This is a genomic window from Stenotrophomonas sp. ZAC14D1_NAIMI4_1, assembly GCF_003086775.1.
Taxonomy (GTDB): domain Bacteria; phylum Pseudomonadota; class Gammaproteobacteria; order Xanthomonadales; family Xanthomonadaceae; genus Stenotrophomonas.
The window spans coordinates 4468901-4490559 of the sequence record NZ_CP026001.1; the positions used below are offsets into that span (position 1 = coordinate 4468901).

Annotated in this window: 21 protein-coding genes; 5 read left to right on the plus strand and 16 right to left on the minus strand. The window is 68.2% G+C overall.

Translation table 11 applies throughout. From position 1 onward, the window contains the following. Position 1: 1 nt before the first annotated feature. The 4 genes from C1927_RS20265 to C1927_RS20280 all read right to left on the minus strand — a co-directional run bounded on the left by C1927_RS20265 (position 2) and on the right by C1927_RS20280 (position 4016). Positions 2 to 352 carry a hypothetical protein gene (locus C1927_RS20265; protein WP_254051512.1) on the minus strand — a complete coding sequence of 117 codons (351 nt, stop codon included), beginning with the start codon at positions 350 to 352 and terminating at the stop codon, positions 2 to 4. Positions 353 to 401: 49 nt separating this feature from the next. After that, complete coding sequence (locus C1927_RS20270; RefSeq protein ID WP_108747639.1) at positions 402 to 917, minus strand: cytochrome c oxidase assembly factor Coa1 family protein; 516 nt, start codon at positions 915 to 917, stop codon at positions 402 to 404. A 25-nt stretch (positions 918 to 942) separates the two neighbouring features. Then, on the minus strand, positions 943 to 3168 hold the full coding sequence (locus tag C1927_RS20275; protein ID WP_108747640.1) for a S9 family peptidase: 2226 nt from the start codon (positions 3166 to 3168) through the stop codon (positions 943 to 945). A 158-nt stretch (positions 3169 to 3326) separates the two neighbouring features. Next, complete coding sequence (locus C1927_RS20280; protein ID WP_079224138.1) at positions 3327 to 4016, minus strand: glutathione binding-like protein; 690 nt, start codon at positions 4014 to 4016, stop codon at positions 3327 to 3329. Between the two features lie 111 nt (positions 4017 to 4127). Between C1927_RS20280 and C1927_RS20285 the strand changes: the two genes are divergently transcribed. Together C1927_RS20285 and C1927_RS20290 are read left to right on the plus strand one after the other, a co-directional pair. Then, positions 4128 to 4754 carry a TIGR00645 family protein gene (locus C1927_RS20285; protein ID WP_108747641.1) on the plus strand — a complete coding sequence of 209 codons (627 nt, stop codon included), beginning with the start codon at positions 4128 to 4130 and terminating at the stop codon, positions 4752 to 4754. A 198-nt stretch (positions 4755 to 4952) separates the two neighbouring features. Next, on the plus strand, positions 4953 to 5957 hold the full coding sequence (locus C1927_RS20290; RefSeq protein WP_079224141.1) for an energy transducer TonB: 1005 nt from the start codon (positions 4953 to 4955) through the stop codon (positions 5955 to 5957). A gap of 77 nt (positions 5958 to 6034) precedes the next feature. Here C1927_RS20290 and C1927_RS20295 read toward each other — a convergent pair whose 3' ends face one another. Next, positions 6035 to 6289 (minus strand): hypothetical protein, encoded by a 255-nt coding sequence (locus C1927_RS20295; protein ID WP_108747642.1) that lies wholly within the window; start codon positions 6287 to 6289, stop codon positions 6035 to 6037. A 77-nt stretch (positions 6290 to 6366) separates the two neighbouring features. Here C1927_RS20295 and C1927_RS20300 point away from each other — a divergent pair, with 77 nt between their 5' ends. After that, complete coding sequence (locus C1927_RS20300) at positions 6367 to 7155, plus strand: helix-turn-helix transcriptional regulator (protein ID WP_108747643.1); 789 nt, start codon at positions 6367 to 6369, stop codon at positions 7153 to 7155. A gap of 93 nt (positions 7156 to 7248) precedes the next feature. On the opposite strand, the gene C1927_RS20305 is transcribed toward C1927_RS20300, so the two are convergent. From C1927_RS20305 to C1927_RS20355, 11 genes are all read right to left on the minus strand, one after another. After that, positions 7249 to 8433 (minus strand): ABC transporter permease, encoded by a 1185-nt coding sequence (locus C1927_RS20305; RefSeq protein WP_108747644.1) that lies wholly within the window; start codon positions 8431 to 8433, stop codon positions 7249 to 7251. Beyond that, entirely contained in the window at positions 8430 to 9176 is a 747-nt protein-coding gene (locus C1927_RS20310) for an ATP-binding cassette domain-containing protein (protein ID WP_079224154.1), read from the minus strand. The genes C1927_RS20305 and C1927_RS20310 overlap by 4 nt, the downstream gene beginning before the upstream one ends. Next, entirely contained in the window at positions 9173 to 10711 is a 1539-nt protein-coding gene (locus tag C1927_RS20315) for an alpha/beta hydrolase (protein ID WP_108747645.1), read from the minus strand. Before C1927_RS20315 ends, C1927_RS20310 begins: the two co-directional genes overlap by 4 nt. Positions 10712 to 10829: 118 nt before the next feature. Then, positions 10830 to 11990 (minus strand): GGDEF domain-containing protein, encoded by a 1161-nt coding sequence (locus tag C1927_RS20320; protein ID WP_254051513.1) that lies wholly within the window; start codon positions 11988 to 11990, stop codon positions 10830 to 10832. Between the two features lie 70 nt (positions 11991 to 12060). After that, on the minus strand, positions 12061 to 12438 hold the full coding sequence (locus C1927_RS20325; protein WP_159095401.1) for a type IV pilin protein: 378 nt from the start codon (positions 12436 to 12438) through the stop codon (positions 12061 to 12063). 1 nt (position 12439) lies between these two features. Continuing rightward, positions 12440 to 16144, minus strand: coding sequence for a PilC/PilY family type IV pilus protein (locus C1927_RS20330; RefSeq protein WP_159095402.1), 3705 nt, complete (start codon positions 16142 to 16144; stop codon positions 12440 to 12442). 16 nt (positions 16145 to 16160) lie between these two features. Continuing rightward, positions 16161 to 16721, minus strand: coding sequence for a PilX N-terminal domain-containing pilus assembly protein (locus C1927_RS20335; RefSeq protein WP_079224161.1), 561 nt, complete (start codon positions 16719 to 16721; stop codon positions 16161 to 16163). After that, the gene (locus tag C1927_RS20340; RefSeq protein ID WP_108747647.1) at positions 16718 to 17698 is read right to left on the minus strand and encodes a prepilin-type N-terminal cleavage/methylation domain-containing protein; all 981 of its coding nucleotides are present in this window, start codon (positions 17696 to 17698) and stop codon (positions 16718 to 16720) included. The genes C1927_RS20335 and C1927_RS20340 overlap by 4 nt, the downstream gene beginning before the upstream one ends. After that, complete coding sequence (locus C1927_RS20345) at positions 17695 to 18171, minus strand: prepilin-type N-terminal cleavage/methylation domain-containing protein (RefSeq protein WP_159096655.1); 477 nt, start codon at positions 18169 to 18171, stop codon at positions 17695 to 17697. The genes C1927_RS20340 and C1927_RS20345 overlap by 4 nt, the downstream gene beginning before the upstream one ends. Then, positions 18168 to 18689, minus strand: coding sequence for a GspH/FimT family pseudopilin (locus tag C1927_RS20350; RefSeq protein ID WP_159095405.1), 522 nt, complete (start codon positions 18687 to 18689; stop codon positions 18168 to 18170). The genes C1927_RS20345 and C1927_RS20350 overlap by 4 nt, the downstream gene beginning before the upstream one ends. Before the next feature lie 294 nt (positions 18690 to 18983). Then, positions 18984 to 19733, minus strand: coding sequence for a ferredoxin--NADP reductase (locus tag C1927_RS20355; RefSeq protein ID WP_079224168.1), 750 nt, complete (start codon positions 19731 to 19733; stop codon positions 18984 to 18986). 84 nt (positions 19734 to 19817) lie between these two features. Here C1927_RS20355 and C1927_RS20360 point away from each other — a divergent pair, with 84 nt between their 5' ends. Both C1927_RS20360 and C1927_RS20365 read left to right on the plus strand, forming a co-directional pair. Then, positions 19818 to 20786, plus strand: coding sequence for an ABC transporter ATP-binding protein (locus C1927_RS20360; RefSeq protein WP_079224169.1), 969 nt, complete (start codon positions 19818 to 19820; stop codon positions 20784 to 20786). Continuing rightward, positions 20783 to 21592, plus strand: a complete 810-nt coding sequence (locus C1927_RS20365; protein ID WP_079224171.1) for an ABC transporter permease — start codon at positions 20783 to 20785, stop codon at positions 21590 to 21592. The genes C1927_RS20360 and C1927_RS20365 overlap by 4 nt, the downstream gene beginning before the upstream one ends. Positions 21593 to 21659 lie beyond the last annotated feature (67 nt).

Here is a 21659-nt window from a genome sequence, read left to right on the forward strand (position 1 = left end):
TTTACCTGATACCAGGCGGGATGTTGATGACCTGCTCATCCGACCAGCGACGGATCAGAAGATCGACATCGTGATCAAATGAATCACTCCGGGTGATGTGCTTTCTGACATCGCCAGCCATCACCTGATCAGGATCCAGGAAGGACAGGTCAACCAGCTTCAACAGCAGATCCTTGCTTGGAGACCGTCTCAACCACCACTGGAAGACGCTGTTTCTGTCGTGTTCCGACGAGCTCTCCATCCCCGGCGTGTATGTGGAGATGAGTTGATCGATCACCTCATCGGGCAACAGGTTGTACTCCTGCCATTTGGCAGGGAACTCCATCAGTTTCAAGTACGCGCGCTTGTCCATCAATTTCCTCCCCAGGATGGTGGGCCAATGACCTCGATGAGCGCCGCACCTACAACGCAATGGTTTCGCTGCACCCACCGCGCTCACGGCATTCCTGCAGCGCGCACTCGCCGGCGGCTTCGGCATCGTCCAGCGCGGTCAGGTCGAAGGTCGCCTGGTCCTCGCCCAGCACGTACATCACCGGGTAATCCCACACATCATTGCGGCGGGTGCCTTCCACGATCAACCGGGCGCGCCCCTGTGGCCCTTCCAGGCCGACAACCAGGCCCAGATCACGCTCGCCATTGACGGTTATCTGCGTGATGCTCAGCGGTATCGCATCGGCAAGCAGTGGCTCGCCAAGCACCTGTGCCACTTCAATGCTGCAACCCGCGCGACGCAACGCTTCCTGCATCGGTGGGCTTTCGCGTACGGCCTCGCTCCAGCGCAGCACGCTCCAGATGATGATGCCGCCGCCCACGCCCAGCAACAGCAGGACAGACAGCGGTATCGCCCAGCGCCAGTGGCGACGCCACCAGCCGGCGCTGGCCGGCCGATAGCCCGGGATCGGGGTTGGCTTTTGCATCGGCGGGCTCCTTCCCGTGCGTCCGTCAGTGCTTCAGGCAACGGTCCAGGAAGGCCTCGGCAACGCGGTAGCGGTGCAGTGCATCAGCGCCGGACAGGCCGTGCTTCGCACCGGGATAGGTCATCAGTTCGAACGGCTGGCCGCGCTTCTGCAGCGCGCTCATCAGGCTGGTCGAGTTGGTGAACAGCACGTTGTCATCGGCCATGCCATGGATCAGCAGCAGCGGCGAGCGCAGGCCCTCGATGTGGGTCAGCACGCGGGCTTCGCGGTACCCGGCCTCGTTGCGCTTGGGCAGGTCCATGTAACGCTCGGTGTAGTGGCTGTCGTACAGGCCCCAGTCGGTGACCGGTGCACCCGCCACGCCGCAGGCATAGCTGTCCGACGCCTTGGCCAGCAGCATCAGGGTCATGTAGCCACCGTTGGACCAGCCCTGCACGCCGATGCGCGCCGGGTCCACCCACGGCTGCTGCTTCAGCCAGGCCACGCCGCGCAGCTGGTCGGCCACTTCCACCGTGCCCTGCCTGCCGTACAGCGCGCCGCCGAAATCGCGGCCACGACGCGGCGTGCCGCGGTTGTCCAGCGAGAACACCACGTAACCCTGCTGGGCAAGGTACTGGTTGAACAGGTGGTCGCCACGACCGGGCCAGCTGTCGGTGACGGTCTGGCTGGCCGGACCGCCATACACGTATACCGCCACCGGGTAGCGCTTGGACGGGTCGAAGCCGGCCGGCCTGATGATGCTGTAGTTCAGCGGGGTCTTGCCGTCGGCCGCGGTCAGCGTGCCGAACTCGATCGGGCGCTGCGCATCGCGGTAGCGCGCGTACGGGTGCTTGGGATCGGCCAGGTCGTTCTCGAGCAGGGTGGCGATCTTTTCGCCATTGGCACGGAACAGCTCGATCTGCGGCGGCGTGGTGCTGTTGGACCAGGTATCCACATACACGCTGGCGTTGCGCGCGAAGCTGGCGGTGTGCATGCCCGGCGCCTTGGACAGGCGCTGCGGCTGCCCCCCCTGCAGCGACACGGCGTAGATCTGGCTTTCGCGCGCCGAATCGATGCCGGCGCGGAAGTAGGCCTTGCCGGCCTTCTCGTCGACGGCCAGCAGCTCGTCCACCGACCAGTCACCGTGGGTGAGCGCGGTGGCCTTGCCCTTGGCATCGATGCGGTAGAGGTGCTGGAAACCGGTGCGCTCGGACGACCACAGCACGCTGCCATCGTCGAGGAAGCGCAGGCTGTTGTGCAGCGGCACCCAGGTCGGGCTGGTCTCGTGGGCCAGCGTGCGCGTGCCGTTTCCGGCCAGGTCGACTTCGACCAGGTCCAGCAGCTTCTGGTCACGTGACTGGCGCTGGTAGGTGACGCGCTGGGCATCACGCCAGTCGACGCGGGCCAGGTAGATGTCCTGTTCCTTGCCCAGGTCGATCCAGCGCGGCGTGGCGGCGGCGGCCGGCGCGATCACGCCCAGCTGCACGCGCACGTTAGCGTCGCCGGCGGCCGGGTAGCGCTGTTCGACCACATCGGTGCGGTCGGCATAGACCTCGTAGCGCTTCTGCACCGGCACCGGTGCTTCATCAATGCGGGCAAAGGCAATCGCCGAATCATCCGGCGCCCACCAGTAGCCGGTGTGGCGGTCCATTTCCTCATCGGCGACGAACTCGGCCACGCCGTTGCCGATGGTCGCGCTGCCATCGGTGGTCAGCTGCAGCTGCTTGCCGCTGGCCAGGTCGATCACCCACAGGTTGCGGCCGCGGATGAAGCTGACGAAGCCGCCCCTGGGCGAGAGCTTGGCGTCGGTGGCGAAGCCTTCGCCGTGGGTCAGCTGGCGCACGGCGGCTGCGCCCTGCTGCTTCAGGTCGTACAGGTACAGTTCGCCGCCCAGCGGGAACAGCAGGCGCTGCGCGTCCGGCGACCACTGGTAATCGACGATGCCGGACATCGCGGCGATGCGCTGGCGCTCGCGGCGGGCCTTTTCCTCGTCGCTGAGGGTCTCGGTGCCGGGCAGCACCACCTTCGAGTCGACCAGCAGGCGGGTCTGGCCGCTGCCGATGTCATAGCTCCACAGGTCCAGCTGGTTGCGGTCGCTGTCCTTGCCGCGCAGGAAGGTCACGCGCGAGCCGTCCGGGGCCACCTTGGGCTTCATCAGGGTCGGGCCGGACAGCGGCAGCGGGCCGGTGATGGCTTCCAGGGTGAGTTTTTCGGCGTGGGCGGCAGTGGTGGTGGCGAGCATGAGGGCGAGCGAGGCAAACAGATGGCGCATGGAAGGTCCCGGCAAACGGCAGGTCCGCCACGCGCCACGCGCACAGCGGTCATGCCCCCATCCTAACCAAGCCCGCCGGCGAAGGCAGCATGACCTTCTGCCCATGGCGCCATGCCGAACAGGAGTGCCGACCAACGGTCGGCACCTACCGTCTGGGGTCAGCGCTGGCCGAACAGGTGCTTGCGCTCTTCCTCGCTCAGCGGCTTGCCGGCGTTGGGGTTCACCTGCTGGCGCAGAGCATAGGCGCGCTGGGTGGCCGGGCGCGCGGCGATGGCGTCGTGCCAGCGCTTCAGGTTCGGGAAGGCGGCGAAATCGACCGGGATCTTGTCGTAAGCGCCAATCCACGGGTAGCTGGCCATGTCGGCGATGGTGTATTCATCGCCCGCCAGGAAGGCGTGATCGGCCAGGCGCTTGTCCATCACCCCGTGCAGGCGGCGCACTTCGTTGTCATAGCGCTCGACGGCATAGGGGATCTTTTCCGGCGCGTAGACGTTGAAATGGCCCATCTGGCCGCTCATCGGGCCCAGCCCGGCCATCTGCCAGAACAGCCATTCCAGGGTGGTGACGCGGCCACGCGGGTCGCTGGGCAGGAACTGGCCGCTCTTCTCGGCCAGGTACAGCAGGATGGCGCCGGATTCGAACACGCTCTGCGGGGCGCCGCCATCGGCCGGGGCATGGTCGACGATGGCCGGCATTTTGTTGTTGGGCGAAATGGCCAGGAATTCCGGCTTGAACTGGTCACCCGAGCCGATGTTGACCGGATGGACGCGGTATTCCAGGCCGGCTTCCTCCAGCAGCAGGGTGACTTTGTGGCCGTTGGGGGTGGGCCAGTAATACAGGTCGATCATGGCGTCGGCTCGGGGTTGGGAAGGAACCTGAAGTCTAGTGCGTGAGTTGGCTTGGCACCGTCATGGTGGGCCGGTAACCTCGCCACTCCCTCGAAACGCAGCATCCCCCGCATGAGCGCAAACCGTCTGCCGCCCTCCCCGCTGTCCAACCTGATCTTCGCCTCGCGCTGGCTGCAGCTGCCGCTGTACCTGGGCCTGATCGTGGCGCAGTGCGTCTATGTATTCCTGTTCGGCAAGGAACTGTGGCACCTGATCACGCATTCGGTGTCGATGGGCGAGCAGCAGATCATGCTGATCGTGCTGGGCCTGATCGACGTTGTGATGATTTCCAACCTGCTGGTGATGGTCATCGTGGGCGGCTACGAGACCTTCGTGTCGCGCCTGCGCCTGGAGAACCACCCGGACCAGCCGGAGTGGCTGAGCCACGTCAACGCCAGCGTGCTGAAAGTGAAGCTGGCGATGGCGATCATCGGCATCTCCTCGATCCACCTGCTGAAGACGTTCATCGGTACCGGCGCCCTGGGCGGCATTCCGCTGTGCCCGCCGGAGCGCATGGCCACCGCTGCAGCCAACATCGGCGAACAGACCTGCGCCACCCTCACCGCCGAAGGCGTGCTGTGGCAGACCATCATCCACTGCGTGTTCATCCTGTCGGCCATCGGCATCGCCTGGACCGACAAGCTGATGTCGGCCGGCCACGACAAGGCCGAGGGCCACGCCAAGCCCGCCGGGCATTGACCTGACAAGGCGATGGCGACACCTGATGTCGCCATCGCCCCTGCCCCACCCTTGTACGCAAGGGTGGGCGGGATGCTAGATTGCACGCTCGCCGTTGCCGGCGGCGGCGTCGGGAAACGCCAGCCGCCACGCCCGGACACCGGTCCCGGCCATGCAGATCCACGGCTTACGTAACGTCGTCTTCTAAAGGGGAGCAGGATGTCGCACGTCGCAATGAACGCTGCCGCGCGCCGGTGGATACCGGTTGCCCTGGCACTGGCACTGGCCGCCTGTTCGGGCAAGGAAGAAACGCCGGCACCGGCCGCCGACGGCGCTGCCGCGCCCGCCGCCACGCCTGCCGCACCCGCCGTGGCGGCCAAGGTGCAGTCGATGGGCACCGAGCAGCTGCGCGATTCGGCCAGCCGCGCCTTGGCCGAGAACCGCATGTACGCGCCGGCCGGCGACAACGCCATCGAGTACTACCTGGCACTGCGCGACAAGACGCCGGACGACGCCTCGGTGAAGAGCGCGCTGACCGACCTGCTGCCCTACACCCTGATTGCCGCCGAGCAGCACCTGGGCCGCGAGGACTTCACCGAAGCCCAGCGCCTGGTGGCGCTGATCGAGAAGGTGGACCCGTCCGCGCCGGCCCTGCCGCGCCTGAAGGAAGGCCTGACCAAGGGCGTGCAGGTGGCTGCCAAGCGCACCGAGGACGAGACCGCCAAGGTCAAGAAAGATGCCGAGGACCGCGCCAAGCAGCTGGTTGAACAGCAGCGCCTGGCCGACCAGCGCAACAAGGAAGCCGAAGCGGCCAAGCAGATTGCCGCCCAGCAGGATGCAGCCCGCCGCGACAGCGAGCGCCAGGACGCCGAACGCCAGGCCGCCGCCCGCCGCGAGGCCGAACAGAAGCAGCAGCAGGCCGCTGCCCAGCAGGCCAGCGCCGCGCGTGCCGCCGCGGCCACCGCCGCGCCGACCCTGCGCCCGGTCAGCACCCCGGCCCCGCGTTACCCGGCCGAGGCCCTGCGCTCGAGCACCTCGGGCGAAGTGCTGGTGGAAATCACCGTCGGCACCGATGGCTCGGTGACCAACGCCCGCGTGCTGCGCGCCACGCCGTCGCGCGTTTTCGACCGCGAAGCGCTCAATGCGGTCAAGCGCTGGCGCTTCGAGCCGGTGGGCGCCCCGGTCACCACCCGCCGCACGCTGGTGTTCGCCCCGGGCGGTTGATGCCCCCAGGGTAGCGCCGGGCCACGCCCGGCGAGAGGTCATCATCAAGGCCCGGAGCGATCCGGGCCTTGTGCGTTTCAGCGCCCCCCGTCGATCAATCGCTGCAGCGCCGGATCGCGCGCCGCCAGTACCTGGAAAAGGCCGAGCGCGTGCAATGCCGGCAGCAGCTCGCGCAGATCGGCCTCGGCTGCGGCACGGGTGGCAGTGCTGCCGGCCGGATCCTGCCAGTCGCGCACGCTGGCGAGGAAGGCGCCGACGCTGCCCTTGCGCACGGTCAGGCCGTGCACCTGCACGTCGTCCTGATGATCGGGAAGGATGTCCTGCGGTTTCATGGGAGTGGGCTCCTTGGGATGAACCGCCAGTGTCAGGCTTGCGGGGCGGCCGTTCTGCCGTATAACTGCCACTTCATATGGCAGATCAGCCAATCCAGGCACCGTTGATCGATCCCGCGCTGGCCGATGCGGCTGCGGGGCCGTGGCTGCTGGGCGCACAGCTGGCGATGGAGGGCACGCGCCGCACGCCGCGCCACCAGCACGCACGCGGGCAGTTGCTGGGCGCGCGCCACGGCCTGCTGCGCATCGAAGCGGGCGACCAGCACTGGCTGCTGCCGGCAGGGCACGTCGCGTGGATACCGCCTGGCCTGCCGCATGCATTGGCCAGCCTCGGCGTCTTCGATGGCTGGAGCCTGTACTTCAGTGCTGCCGCCTGCAACGCACTGCCCACGGCGGCGCGCGTGTTCCAGCCCAGCGTACTGCTGCAGGCGGCCGTGCCCCGCGCGCTGCAGTGGCAGCTCGGTGCATTGGGGGATGCGCAGTCGAGGTTGGCAGGGGTCATCGCCGACGAGATCGCCGCGGGTCGTCCGTTACCGCTGGCGCTGCCGCAGCCACGCGACCGCCGCTTGCGGCGCATTGCCGCCGCGCTGGCCCGCGCTCCGCATGACCGGCGCAACGTGGAGGAATGGGCCGCCGCCAGCGGCCTGTCCGGCCGCAGCCTGGCTCGCCACTGGTTGGCCGAAACGGGCATGCCGCTCAGCCACTGGCGGCAGCGACTGCGCGTGCTGCTGGCGCTGCCCCGCCTGCTGGCCGGGGAAACGGTCATCGAGGTTGCGCTGTCGATGGGCTATGACACGCCCAGTGCGTTCATTGCCGTGTTCAAGCGCGAGATGGGGGTGACACCGGCGCGCTATGGCGTGGGGTGAAGCCCGTCATGGCGGATCGGAAGACAACGAGGCCCGGCATGACCGGGCCTCGCTGTACCTCCGCCGGGCGCGGCCCGGCGCTACCGGCTCCGATCAGCCGGAAATGGCCAGGCGCTCCTGGTGGTAACGGCGCACCGCGGCAAACCACAGGATGGCCGCCAGGCCGAGGCTGGCACCCAGGTAGACCGCCCAGATGGTCGGGGTGATCACTTCATGGCGGATCACCTTGAGCAGCATCTGGTTCTGCGACAGGAACGGCACGGCGTACTGCCACAGCTGGCTCTTCACCGGGTAGGCCATCAGCGCATAGCCCGGCAGCATCGGCAGCAGCACCAGCCAGGTCATGTGGCTCTGGGCTTCCTTCATGCTCTTGGCTGCGGCCGACAGGTAGGTCAGCAGCGAGGTGCCGATCAGCAGCATCGGCAGCATCACCAGCAGCATCTGCACCATCGAGAGGATGTTCATGTTGAGCTGGCGGCTGACGTTGCCGGAGGCGAACTGGGCACTGACCTTGAACGCGACCAGTGTCAGCAGCAGCGATACGAACCCGACCACGCAGGCGGCGCCGATCTTGCCGCTGACGATCGCGCTGCGCGAGCCGGGGGTGGCCAGCAGCGGCTCCAGTGATTGCCGTTCGCGCTCGCCGGCGGTGGTGTCCATCACCAGATAGGCGCCGCCGATGAACGAGGTCAGGGTCAGCAGCACCGGCAGCAGCATCGACAGCATCATGCCGCGCTTGGCTTCGGTGCTGGCCATGTCCTGCGTGGCCACATCCAGTGGCCGCGCAACCTGCGCATCGACGCCGCGGGCCATCAGGCGCAGGGCTCCCACCTGCCCGTTGTAGGTGGACAGCGCCGCCTGCAGGCGTGCCGTGGGCACCTCGGCGGCACGCCGCGTGCTATCACGGATCACCTCCACCAGCGCCGGCTCGCCATCGGCCCAGTCCTTGCCGAAATCCGCGCTGATGCGCAGTGCCACGTCGATGTCCTGGGCGCGGATCGCTTCGGCCAGGTCCTTCGGTGCCGCGGTCGCGTTCAGGCCCTGCGCGCCGAGGAAGCGGACCAGGTTCGGGGCGTGCTCGGCGCCGATGGTGGGAATGTCCAGCGGCTGTTCGATCTGGGTGCGGAAGCGGCTTTCCGACAGCTTGCCCATGCCCAGGATCAGCAGCGGGTACAGCAGCGGGCCGAACAGCAGGGTCAGCGCCAGCGTGCGGCGGTCGCGCGAGAGGTCGCGCAGTTCCTTGCGCATCACCGTCATCAGGGTCGACATCATGCTCATGCGTGCAGGCCCTCTTCGCTGCCGATCAGTTTCACGAACGCGTCTTCCAGGTTGGTCTCGCCGGCCTGCGCGCGCAGTTCATCGGCACTGCCGGCTGCCATCACGGTGCCCTTGGCGATGATGACGATGTGGTCACACAGCGCGCCCACCTCCTGCATGATGTGGCTGGACAGGATCACGCAGCGCCCTTCCTCGCGCAGGCCCAGCAGGAACCGGCGCAGCGCGCGGGTGGTCATCACGTCCAGGCCGTTGGTGGGTTCATCGAGGATGACGTTGCGCGGGTCGTGCACCAGCGCGCGGGCGATGGCGGTCTTGGTGCGCTGGCCCTGCGAGAAGCCATCGGTCTGGCGGTCGAGGATATCGGCCATGTCCAGGGCGTGCGAGAGCACTTCGATGCGCTCGCGGATGCGCTGCGCCGACAGGCCGTGCAGTTCGCCGAAGTAGGTGATGTTCTCGCGCGCGGTCAGGCGCTTGTACACGCCCCGCGCATCAGGCAGCACGCCCAGGTGGCGGCGCACCTCCACCGGATCACGCGCGGCATCGATGCCATCGACGGTGATGCTGCCCTGGTCGGGCGTCATCAGGGTGTACAGCATGCGCATGGTGGTGGTCTTGCCGGCGCCGTTGGGGCCGAGCAGGCCGGTGATGCGGCCATCGGCGGCCTGGAAGCCAACGTTGGCCACCGCCTGGACGCGACCGGTGCGGGTGTCGAAGGCCTTGTGCAGGTTGTCGGCGACGATCATGGGGTCCATCCGTTGAACGAGGTGAACGCCGGCACGTGGCTCAGCGTGTCCAGGCAGCGGGCATCGAGCGCCTTGGCATCCTGGGTATCAATGAACTGGCCCAGCAGGCGCGGCATGCAGCCTGCAGTGAGGGTGCCGTGGCCCTGGCCGCGTGCGACCAGCGCGCGACCGTTGGGCAGGCCCTTGAGCACCTGTTCGGCGTAGCGCGGCGGGGTAACCGGATCCAGCTCGCCGGACAGCAGCAGCACCGGCAGGTCGCTCTTCAGCGGCGTGGTGAGCGTGGCGGCGGCCGGCTGGTGCGGCCACACCGGGCAGGCGGCGAAGAACGCACGCGCCGCTTCCGGGCCGAACAGATCATCGTCGCTTTCCGGCGGCGCCTGGTAGCGCGGCGCATCCTCGCTGCAGATGACCGACCACTGCATGCCACGGTTGATCTGGAAATCCATGCTGCGGGTCGCGCCGCGTGCCAGCGAAGCCAGCGGCGCATAGCGGCCCTGCGCTGCTTCATCGAGCACCAGCGGCAGCAGCGAGGAATACTCGGGCACGTAGGAGAAGGCGAAGGCCAGGCCGACCACGCTGTCCGGGGTCAGCACGTCCTGGCGCGGTGCGTTGGTGCCGGGGTCGCGGTAATCGACGGTGACCGGGGAGCTGCGCAGGGTCGCGGCCACTGCGCGCAGCTGTTCGCGGGTATCGACCGGGAAGCGCTTGCTGCAGGCGGCATCCTTGCGGCACTGCGCCGACTGCAGGGTGATGGCGTTGTCGAAGGTGTTGGCGAACTCGCCACCCACCACCAGGTCGTTGGGTACCACGCCGTCGATGACCAGGCTGCGGGTGTGCTGCGGGTAGGCGATCGCGTAACGCTGGGCGACGCGCGTGCCGTAGGAGCCCCCGACCAGATTCAGCTTGTCTGCGCCCAGCGCCTGGCGCACCGCGTCCAGATCAGCGATGGCCTCAGCGGTGGTGTAGAAGCGTGCATCGGCGCGCCCCTGCAGCGATGCCGCACACTGCTGCGCGTAATCGCGCATCAGCGCTTCGGTCGGCGCTGCATCTTCGTCCATCTTCAGCGGCTTGCCGTCCGCGCCCAGGCAACTGAGCGGGTTGGAACCGCCGGTGCCACGCTGGTCGATCAGGAACACATCACGCTGCTTGCGCACCTGGCGCAGCGCGGTATCGACGATGACCGCCACTTCGCTGGCCGCCTGTCCGGGGCCACCGGCGAGGAAGAACACCGGATCGGGCTGGCCATTGCCGCTGTCATCCGATTCCAGCCAGGCAATGCGCAGGTCGATCTTGCGGCCCTCGGGGTGGGCGCGGTCTTCGGGCACCTGCAGGGTGCCGCACTGGGCTTCGACGTTCGCGCTGGCGCCGACCGTGGTCAGCGTGCACGTACGGAACTCGATCGCCCCGTAGCGCTGGCTCGGGGTGTCATTGCCGTCGGCGGCACCGGGGGCCGTTGCACTGCAGCCGGCAAGCATCGCGCCGGCAAACAGCAGGCCGGCCGATCGCCTGGCCAGTCGGAAAGGGTGTTTTTGCATCGTGCTTGATTCCCCTGGAGGACGTTCCTGTCAACCACGACGCGGCGCCGTGGCAGATGTGACCAACTCTGCGAACAAACTTACACGGCCCCGGCGCTGGCGGCGATGGGCAACCGCGCTAGGCCATTACAGCCGCCGCCACCAGCCGGTCGCGGCCTTCGGCTTTTGCCCGGTACAGCGCGCTGTCGGCGCGGGCGATCAGGCCGGCCAGGTCGGTGTGGCCGTCATCCATGGCCAGGCCGATGCTGGCGGTGACCGCCACCGGGCCGGTACCGAGCGGCGCGGGCCGTTGCTGCAGTGCATGACGGATGACCGTGGCCAGGCGCTCCGCTTCGCCGGCACTGCCGGGCAGCAGCAACAGGAATTCCTCGCCGCCATAGCGGCTGAGCAGGTGCACGTGGCCGCGTGCGCAGTGCTCCAGCACGCCGGTGAAATGCTGCAGCACCTGGTCACCGGCCAGATGCCCCCAGCGGTCATTGATGGCCTTGAAGTGATCCACGTCGAGCAGCAGCACTGCCAGAGGGCGCTGCTGGCGACGCACCTGCTGCAGCTGGTCGGACCCATCGGCCAGCACCGCGCTGCGGTTGAGCAGGCCGGTGAGGCCATCGGTGCGGGCGGCGCGGCGCAGGTCCACCAGCAGGCGCTCCAGCAGCAGCAGGACCAGCGCGAAGCAGCGCGCCAGTTCCAGCATCACCCCGGCCAGGTAGGTCAGGAACATCGGCGAGCCCGCCCGCATGATGTCTCCGCCCGCGTCGGCATCGGCCGGCAGGAACAGGCGCACGATGTAGACCAGCACTTCGGCCAGGAACACGGCGGCGGCCAGGCGGCAGCTGATGCGCTGCGCCGGTGGCGCGTGGCGCAGCAGCAGCGCGGCGATCCAGCCATTGATGACGATCGCGAACACGCTGAACACGTGCAGGCGCACGTCCAGGCTGGGCCATGGCACCAGGAACAGGAAGATGCCGGCCATGAACGCACCGGCCAGACCCAGCGCGCGCCACAGCGGCATCGGCTGGCCCAGGTGCAGGGCCATGCCGCGCAGCATCAGCACGCTTGAGGCCGCCATGGCCGCATTGCCACCGAGGATGGCCGGTACCTGCGGCAACCAGGGGCGCAGCCCCATCAGGATCACGCCCAGGGTGAGCAGCCACAGGCTGGCCGTCCACAGGCGCAGCACCGGCTGCCCACGCAGCACCACCAGCAGCAGCGAGAAGCCCGTGGCGATGCCGATGCACAGCAGCAGGCCAAGTACGCCGATGGTGGGAAGGTCCAGGGACATGCGGTCCGTGCGTGCCAGATGATGCCCGCATCCTATCGCGTTCCAGCCAGTGCGCCATGACAGCGGCGCGCTACCAGCAGGCGCGATCCACCGGCAGGCGCAGGCCCGTGTGGTCCATGCTCAGCGTGCCGCAGGCGTGGTCGGCCTGTTCGCTCAGCGGCTCGGCTGTCACGGTGTACCCGCTGGCGGCCACATGCACCCGCAGCTGGTAGGCCGTGAGCTCTGCGGCGCACTGCGCCTGTGGGGCGCCCTGGTAGTCCAGCACGCGCGTGTAATGCCGTTCGAGCACGCTGGCCTGGCTGGCAATGCAGGTCTGGGCCTGCACGCGGTGGGTTTTGACCACGTGCTGGCGGTAGGAGGGCACGGCGATCGCGCTGAGGATGGCGATGATCGCGCAGGCAATGATGACTTCCATCAGGGTGAACCCCTTCATCGACGGGCTGCCCATGTCACGGACTCCCGCCATCAAGCAGCCGCAGTTCGCGCCAGCTCACCCGGCGTACGCGGTTGCCGATGGGATGGGTGACCACCCCATGCATGCTGCCATCCTCGCCCACGCCACCCAGCCAATCGCCCAGGAAGCCGGGTGCGTTGGGGCCCTGCTCGACCAGGAAGCCGGACGAGGGTGCGGGCTGGCCGTTTTCATCGAACAGATCGCCAGCGTTGCCGACGGTACCGTTGCCGTCCATATCGAAGAAGCTGCCGCCCAGCCGGCCACCGGTGAACGGGTCCAAAGCCATGTAGTAGCCCGATCCGGTGGGATTGCACGGGTTGCTGGCGTCGGGGATGCGCGTGGTACCCAGCAGCACCCGGCCACGGAACTGGCCCGGCAGCACCATGCGTTCGCCACGGGCGCCGATGCCCGGCGAAACCAGGTCCATCACCCATCCGTCCTTGCCCGGCGCATCCAGTGCGTCGACCACGCGACCGTTGCCGGTTTCGGCGGTGATGCGCACCGTGGCCAGGCCACTGCGCCCGGCGATCACCTGCCCCCGGTCGCGCAGCCCGTACCACGACTGCACGGCCTGCCTGCCCAGGTCGGCCACTTCCAGCAGCGCACCAGTGCCGACAAACACCCAGGTTTCGGCGGTGTCCGGATTGCGCGCGACCAGTGGCGCCGCCGTGATCGGTTGCGGCACCGCCCCCGCTGCCGCGCTGAACAGCCGTGTGCTGCGCCCGGCCACGAGATCCACCCGATGGATGCCGCCCTGGCGGTCGCCCACATACGCCGTTTCAGCGAAACCATCGCGGTCGGCGTCCCACGGGCGCACGGCGGCAGCGCCACGGCCGCGCGCGTCCAGCAGCACGCTCTTCACTTCGCCCGTGGCCAGGCCGATGCTGAGCAGGCGTGAACTGCCATCCTTGGCATCCACGCCATTGCCCAGCAGCACGCGCCAATCGCCATCGGCGACCTGGGCCACCATCGGCTTGCCCAGTACCCGGCCCAGGCCGGGAACATCGGCGGCGCTGCGTTCCCACAGCAGGTCGGGACGCTCCGGATCGGTGACGTCCAACGCAAAGATGCCGGCACCGCCGCGCCCCAGCGTGCCCACCAGCACGGTCCGCCAGGCACCACCGAGGTAGGCGTCCGCCACGGTCAGCTCGCCATCGACGCTGTAGTGGTGTTCGTAGCCTTCGCGGGTGTAGTCACGCAGATGGGCGTTGATGGCCGCCGCCGGCATGAAGCCGAACCGCTCGACACCGTTGGCTGCATCGAACCCATGCAGCATGCCGTCGTTGGCGCCCACATAGATCATGGCGCGGCGTGAGGCCTGCGCCTCCGCGAAGGCGCCATAGCGGTCGGCCCCCTGGAAGCGCCGTTGCGCATGCAGCCGCGGGTTGGGCGCGCCGGCATGGACCGGCGATGAATTGACGATGTCGCCCAGCGCACTGGCACGCAGCCGCAGCCCGGACGTGCCCTCATTAGCCCGGTCACCGGCCAGGTAGTCCAGCACCTCCGGGCTGCCCAGCGTGGTCTTCGCACTCTGTTCCAGCGCGGACCACTGCAGTGGCAGCATGCGGCCGCCGCGGCTGGTGTACAGCGCGCGCGAACGCCAATCGCGGGCATCCAGCTGCGCCGCCGCGCTCCACGCGGGCGCACCTGCCGACGGCACCCCGGTAGCAGGGTCGATGGCATGGGCCAGCAGATCCCCGCTCCAGCTGCCGGTGCGGTAGGACGCGGAGAACACGCGGCCCTCGGCATCGAGCGCACCGCCATTGCTGGCCAGCGCCGAACCTGAGCCCGGCTTGGGCTGGGTGATCATGCCGAAGGCTTCTTCCAGGCTGGTGACCATGCGCGCCGCATCCGCTGCGGCAAAGAACGTGCGTGGCCGCCGCTCGCGGGCATCACCGTTGACCAGATCCCTGCCGTTCCACCACCACGCGTCGGCCAGCGGTGGCGCGGCGGGATTGAACGGATCGAAGCCTTCGGGCACGTGGAAGCCGCCGTACTTGGTGGCAAGGACATACTGGTTGCGGTTGATCTTGTAGTCGCGCTGGTCGAGCACATCCACCCAGTAGGTGCGCATCGTCTGCAGGCCGGGAAGCCCGTTGGGCGCTGCATCGGGCCGCAGGTCGGTGGTGTTGGCCAGGTAGGCCAGCGCGGCGATATAGGCAGAATTGAAGGAGCCGAGCTGTCCGTTGTACTGGGGCGCCTTTGCAAGCGACTCGGCGTCTGCCGATGAGAACCCCTCCATCCGCCACACCTGGGTCATCGCCCGGACGACATCGTAGGAGGTATCACCGGCGACCGCGGCGGGCTTGGACCATCCTTCGCCATCGCCGGGCGTCGGGCCGGGCAGATTCTTGTCGAACCAGGTGTTGGTATCGCCGATTCCGAGCAGGGTGTTGCCCTGGCAGGCATACGTCATCGGATCATCCCACTGCTGGATCACGGGAAAGCCATCGGCCTGGCGGTAGCGCGTCTGCGGGTCACTGTGCAGGGCGCTGAATTCGGCGACATTGCCAATGCCGCGCACATAGCGCGTGGCGGCGTAGTACAGCTCGCTGACGTTGTCGTACATCTTGGGCGGGCGACCGGTGTTCATCTGCCCGAAGCGGTTGATGTAGTTGATGACGCCGCTGTCGGCCACGCCTGCGCCGGTTGCCGCTGCATCGGCCGGGTCCGGGTTTCGAAGCTGCACCCCGGTTTTCGCATCCCATTCCGCATGGGGGTTGATGGTCGCCGGCTTGATCGGATCGGGCTGCAAGGGACCGATGAATTTCTGCCGGGCGCGCAGCACGCCGCCGTCCGGTGCCGGCTCGCTGCCACCATAGGGATTGGAACCACCATTGTTGATGTAGCTCAGCACCGAATAGCGCAGCTCGCCGCTGTAGCGCTGCAGCAGTCCTTCCGGCTTGGCACCGCTGGCGTAGGCTACGCAGTTGGCTTCCAGCCCAACGCTGGGCACGCAGACCTTGACCCGCACGCTGAGCTCGTAGATCTCCGCTTCGTCGCCCGGTGCGCCGTTGGCAGAGGGCTGGAGCCGGTGCGCGGGGTTGGACGGATCGTAGGGAATGGCCGTGCTCGCCGCTTCGATGTCTCCCGTCGAGGTGAAGTACAGCCGGGCCCCGAGGCCATCGACCCGGGTGCGCAAGCTCGGCCAGTGCGCTGGCGTGGCACCGTGGACCAGACCTGGATCACCTGCGTTGCCGGCGGGAATGCGCGTGGTCGGAAAGAAGCCGTGACCGCCGTTCATGCTGAAATCGGCCTTTTCCAGCCAGGTTTCCCCCGGCAGGTCGCGCACGCGGTAGCCACCGGTGAGCGCCTTGCGGAACGGATCGATGGTCTGCGTGGTGGCCCAGTTCAGATAGTGGCCATCCCAGTGCTGCCCCGCGCAGATGCCACCACCGCGCAGTGACACGGGCGCGAAGTGGCGATCGGCTTCATTGGCGGCATATACGTAGCGGTAGCACTTGTTGGAATCGAAGTAGCCGTCGTAGGACGCCGCGCGGCGGTAGGCTTCGAAATTGGCGGCACTGATGAGCGTGGGGAATTCGACCGAGGCGACCAGCACCAGGTTGCCCGGTACCTTGATCTCCGATGACAGGGGCGCCTGCGCGACCTGCGCACCGGCAGGCGGCGCCCCCATCGCACCGGCCAAACCTGCACACAGCCCCAGCGACACGGCACGCGGGGAGAACAACGGTGACATGCCCATCTATGGAACCTCACTCACGAACGATGGTGGCCTGCAGCAGGACCTGCGAGCGGTCCGGTGCGGCCAGCGGATCAGAACCGCGTGCAACGACGCGATAGAACTCGGCTTCGACACGGCCGGGGTCCTGGCCGTAGTTCGGCTCGTCTTCCAGCCCCATCTCGACCTGGGTCTCGCGCCGCCCCAGGTACTGCACGGTGAACGCGGGTGGGCCGGCACCGAGCCCGTCGGGCTGCAGGTCTGCCGCTTCGATCCATTCCCGCGCCGGCGCCGCTACCCCACCCAGCGCCGGATGCGGCAGGCAGAGCGGATCGGCTGCACTGGCCTGCGGCGAGCAGTCACGCCCCGGCGGCACGCCTTCTGCGAGGGCGGCGGCCACTGCCCGCTCGGCCTCCTTCAGCGCATGCTCCGCATTCTGTACGGCCATCGCGCGGTCACGGACACCGGAGGTCATGCGTTCCTGCAGCAGGCTGGTGCGCAGGCTCACCACCAGCAGCAGCGACACCAGCAGCAGGATGACCAGCACCGCGAAGAGGGCAACGCCGCGCTGCCGCGTGAGGGGTCGCGTGTTCATGGCAGCCGGTTCCGCAGGGTGAAGGTCTGCTGGAAGCGGCGCACGATGCGCGCTTCCGTGGCGGGGCCAGTGGAGGTTTCCAGCTGCAGCTGCACATCGACCGCACGCACCTGGCCCCACTGGGAGGCGGGGATCTTCTCGCCGGGCAGATAGTCGGCCTGTCCGGCGAGCAGATAGCGCAGCGAGAACCCGGTGACACCACTGGCGACAACGCCACCGCCGACCACGGCGCCATCGACCAGCTGCTGGCGGTACAGCGAGGCCACGCCCTGGTCATCATTGCCCACGAACCAGCGCACCTGCTGCGGCAGCCCGAAGGCCGTGTCCGCGCCGAACCGGTGGAGCGAGGCGCGCGGTGGCGTTCCGGTCGGGCATGCGTCGCCGGTCGCAAAGTAGCCCACGCAGTTCGCCGGCGCAGCGTGCCCGATGGCCGCACCGGTGGCCGTTACCCGCATCAGCACGGTGCGGCTGAAGTCACAGAGCAGCAGCGGTGAACCGAGGTCGGGCAGATCCTTGCCGGTGACGGCCACGGGCGCGTCGGAGGCCGGGTGCTCGCGCACGCCCAGGGCCAGCGGCGTCACCGTCCACACCTGCAGTGCCGGCATCCCGGGCAGGCGCTCCCCCAGCGCCGTGCCCGTGCCGAGCACCGGATCGACCAGGCCGGCGCCTGCGGCAGCCGCCAGGCCGACCAAGGGCTCATCGAAGCTCCTCCAGAACGGCCGCTGGCGTTCGGCAAGCAGGCTGTCCACGGCGTGGCGCTGGTCGCAGAGCCGGTCTCCAGCGCCACGGATGTCATGGCCGATCAGCGCCATGGCCAGGCGGCCGGCCTCCTGCACGCGGGCCACGCCCAGGGTGTCCTGCGTGCCCCGCAGCGAACCCAGGTAGAAGTGCAGGCAGGCCCCCAGCACCAGCAGGCCCAGGATCATGGCCACCAGCAGCTCGACCAGGGTCAGGCCACGCGCATGACGTGCGTTCATGGCGCGACCCCGAGCACCAGGCGCGAACGCTGCGGGCCTTCCCCGCCCGCAGCGCGGCTGTCATCCCAGTGCACCACCACCTGGCAGACGCCCTCCTTGCAGGCGACGCTGCCGCAGGCACCGGCCTGGGCCCCCATGCCCGCCGCCAGTGCCGCCATCCAGCGTCCGAGATCCTGCTGGGCGAGATCACCCGTGGGTGGGGCATCGCCAGCGCATCGGTCGCCCGCAGTGCTGTAACGGCCCTCGATCATCGCCACGCGATTGGCACGCATGGCGTCGGCCAGGCTGGCACTGGCCTGTACGGCGAGGGTGGCGTTCAACGAACCCTGCGTGCGGCGCAACGCACTGGCGTGCGCCATGGCGGCGGCCAATCCGCCGACAGCCAGCAGCAGCACCGCCACCAGCACCTCGATCAGGCTGGACCCCGCCTGCCTGCCTCGCGGCCGCGCCGCACGGGACACCCGGCGCTTCATCGGCATTCCCCCACCGTGCTGGGCGGCAGGCGCAGCTGCACCCCACCCAGGGCTTCCAGCGCCTGCCTTCGCTGGGCGCGCTCGCTGCACACCGTCAGCGTGCCGTCCTGCAACCGGCTGCCCGCCTGATGGAACCTGCCGTCCGCCCGGAACTGGATGCCGGAAGCAAACAGGCCCACCGTCTGCACGGACACCGCGGGGGGAATGTGGCCCCGGCGCAGGATTTCCCCGGCACTGCTGCGGACGATCCACCGCTGCCAGTGGCCACCATCGCAGTCCAGGCCACCCACCGACCCGCAGACCTGGACAGGGCCGTTGCGGCGTACCGATTCCTGCCGCGCATACTGCATCGCGACGAACAGATCGTTGGCGGCGGCGGTCACCTGGTTGCGCGCGATCACCCTGGACTGCGCGGGCAGCGCAACCGCTGCCAGGATGCCCAGCACCGCCAGGGTGACCAGCAGTTCCAGCAGGGTGAAGCCCGGTGCGAGGGCGCGGCGCAATGGGGTCGAGGGCATGGCTGCCACGTGGAGGACGGTGGGAAGTTGCATCCACCTTGGGCACGCCGGCCCCTCCAGCGCTATTCCACGATTTGTATTCTGCAGTGGGCCCAACGCGCTGCAGCGGGCTCAACCAGCCGCATACGCCTGCGGCTGGGCGCATCCGGGCACGTCACCGCTTCGCTGCCGGGCCGGTGGAAAAAGCGGGCCACCGCGTATGGGCCATGCGCACACGGTCAGCCGCATGGCCGAAAGCGACAGGACGGGGCGGCGTCCCTGTCCGGGCCCTGATGCAGGGCCCGCGCGCCGGCATTACTTGCTGCTGACGTACTTCTCGCGGCGGATCTGCGGGTTGCCCAGCCCGGCATCCTTCAGCGCTTCGGCGCAGGCATCGACCATGTCCGGGTTGCCGCACAGGTAGGCGATGTCGGTGGCCGGGTCCGGGGCGAAGCCGGCCAGAGCCTGCTGCACGTAGCCGTGCTGCACGTCCGGGTGCGGGTCGGCCGGCAGTTCGCGCGACAGGCACGGCACATAACGGAAGTTCGGGTGCTTTTCGGCGAAGCTGTAGAAATCTTCGCTGTACAGCAGCTCACCCGGGCTGCGCGCGCCCTGCAGCAGGACGACCTGCACGCCGCGCTCGGCCATGGCCGTTTCCAGCAGCGGCAGCATCGACCGGTACGGGGTGACGCCGGTGCCGGTGGCGATCAGCAGGTAGCGGGCATTGTGGTCGCCGGGGTTCAGGCAGAAGCGGCCGTAGGGGCCGGACGCACTGACCTGGCCACCGAGGTCCAGCGCCTCGAACAGTGCCGTGGCGGCGCCGCCGGGCACGAAGCTGACGGCGATGTCCACCGCCTCGCCCGGGCCCAGCGCGTGGTCGTGGATGGTCGCCAGCGAGTAGCTGCGCTTGGTTTCGGTGCCATCGGCGTAGCTGAAATGGACCTGGATGAACTGGCCGGGCTGGAAATCCAGCGGCTGGCCGTCATCACGCACGAACTGGTAGTGGCCGACGGTGGGCGCCAGCATGCGGCGGCCGACCAGCTTGATGGGGAATTGGACAGGCACGACTTTTCGGGACAGTGTGTAGCCGGGGCAAGCCCTCGGGGTCTTCTATAATAGCCCCTCCCCGCCCCTCTCCAGCGCCAGCCCATGGGCGCGAAGGCTTCGAGCTTGGCTTCCCTGAACGATACGGCGCCCGCCCTGCGCGTGCGCGACCTGCGCAAGACCTATGACAACGGCACCCAGGCCCTGAAAGGGGTTTCCCTGGAGGTCGCCCCGGGCGATTTCTTCGCCCTGCTCGGCCCCAACGGCGCCGGCAAGTCCACCCTGATCGGCATCATCAGCTCCCTGGTCAACCTCAGCGAGGGCCAGGTGGAAGTGTTCGGCAGCGACCTGGTGCGCAACCGCAGCGCCACCATGCGCCTGATCGGCCTGGTGCCGCAGGAAATCAACTTCAACCTGTTCGAGAAGCCCTTCGACATCCTGGTCAACTACGCCGGTTTCTACGGCGTGGCCCGCGAGGAAGCGGAGCAGCGCGCCGAAGAGGAACTCAAGCGTGCGCACCTGTGGGAAAAGGCGCAGGTGATGAGCCGCACCCTGTCCGGTGGCATGAAGCGCCGCCTGATGATCGCCCGCGCGATGATGACCCGCCCGCGCCTGCTGATCCTCGACGAGCCGACCGCCGGCGTGGACATCGAGATCCGCCGCGACATGTGGCGGGTGCTGAAGGAGATCAATGCCGCCGGCACCACGATCATCCTCACCACCCACTACCTGGAAGAAGCCGAGTACCTGTGCCGCCACCTGGCCATCATCAACCATGGCCAGATCGTCGAGCAGGGGCCGATGCGCACCCTGCTGGCCAAGCTGGACGTGGAAGGCTTCCTGCTGGACATCGACGGTGAACTGCCCGCGCAGCTGCCGGTGATCGAGGGCGCCACCCTCACTGCGCCGGACGCGCACACCCTGGACATCGACATGCCGCGCGCGATGGACCTCAACCGCGTGTTCGCCACGCTGAACGAGGCAGGCATCCGCGTGCGTTCGATGCGTACCAAGAGCAACCGCCTGGAGGAACTGTTCGTGCGCCTCACCGGCAACCAGGAGAAAACCGCATGAGCGGCACCCCGAACACGCCCGCGGCACCGATCACCGACGGCCAGCGCAACCGCATCGCCCTGATGACCATCGTGCGCCGCGAAGTGGCGCGCATCCTGCGCATCTGGGGCCAGACCCTGGTGCCGCCGGCGATCACCATGACCCTGTACTTCCTCATCTTCGGCGGCCTGATCGGCTCGCGCGTGGGTGACATGGGCGGCTACAGCTACATGCAGTTCATCGTGCCGGGCCTGGTGATGATGAGCGTGATCCAGAACAGCTACGGCAACATCAGCTCCTCGTTCTTCGGCGCCAAGTTCGGCCGCCACGTGGAAGAGCTGCTGGTCAGCCCCATGCCGAACTGGGTGATCCTGTGGGGCTACGTGGCCGGTGCGGTGCTGCGCGGCCTGATGGTGGGCGTGATCGTGCTGATCATCGCCATGTTCTTCACCCCGGTGCGCATCCCGCACCCGCTGGTGACGCTGACCACGGTGATCCTGGGCGCGACGATCTTCTCGCTGGCCGGCTTCATCAATGCGGTGTACGCCAAGAAGTTCGATGACGTGGCGATCGTGCCGACCTTCATCCTGACCCCGCTGACCTACCTGGGCGGCGTGTTCTATTCGGTGAAGCTGCTGCCGACCTGGGCCGAGGCGGCCACCCACGCCAACCCGATCTTCTACATGGTCAACGCGTTCCGCTATGGCCTGCTGGGCAGCAGCGACGTGCCGGTGTGGGTGGCCTATGCGCTGATGCTCGGTTTCGTGGTGGTGCTGACGGCGCTGGCGCTGTGGCTGCTGCGGCGTGGCGTGGGCATGCGCAGCTGATGCGGGAACCCTGATGGGACGGGCGTGGCAGGCACTTGCCACGCCTCCCATTCAGTCGTCTAATCGA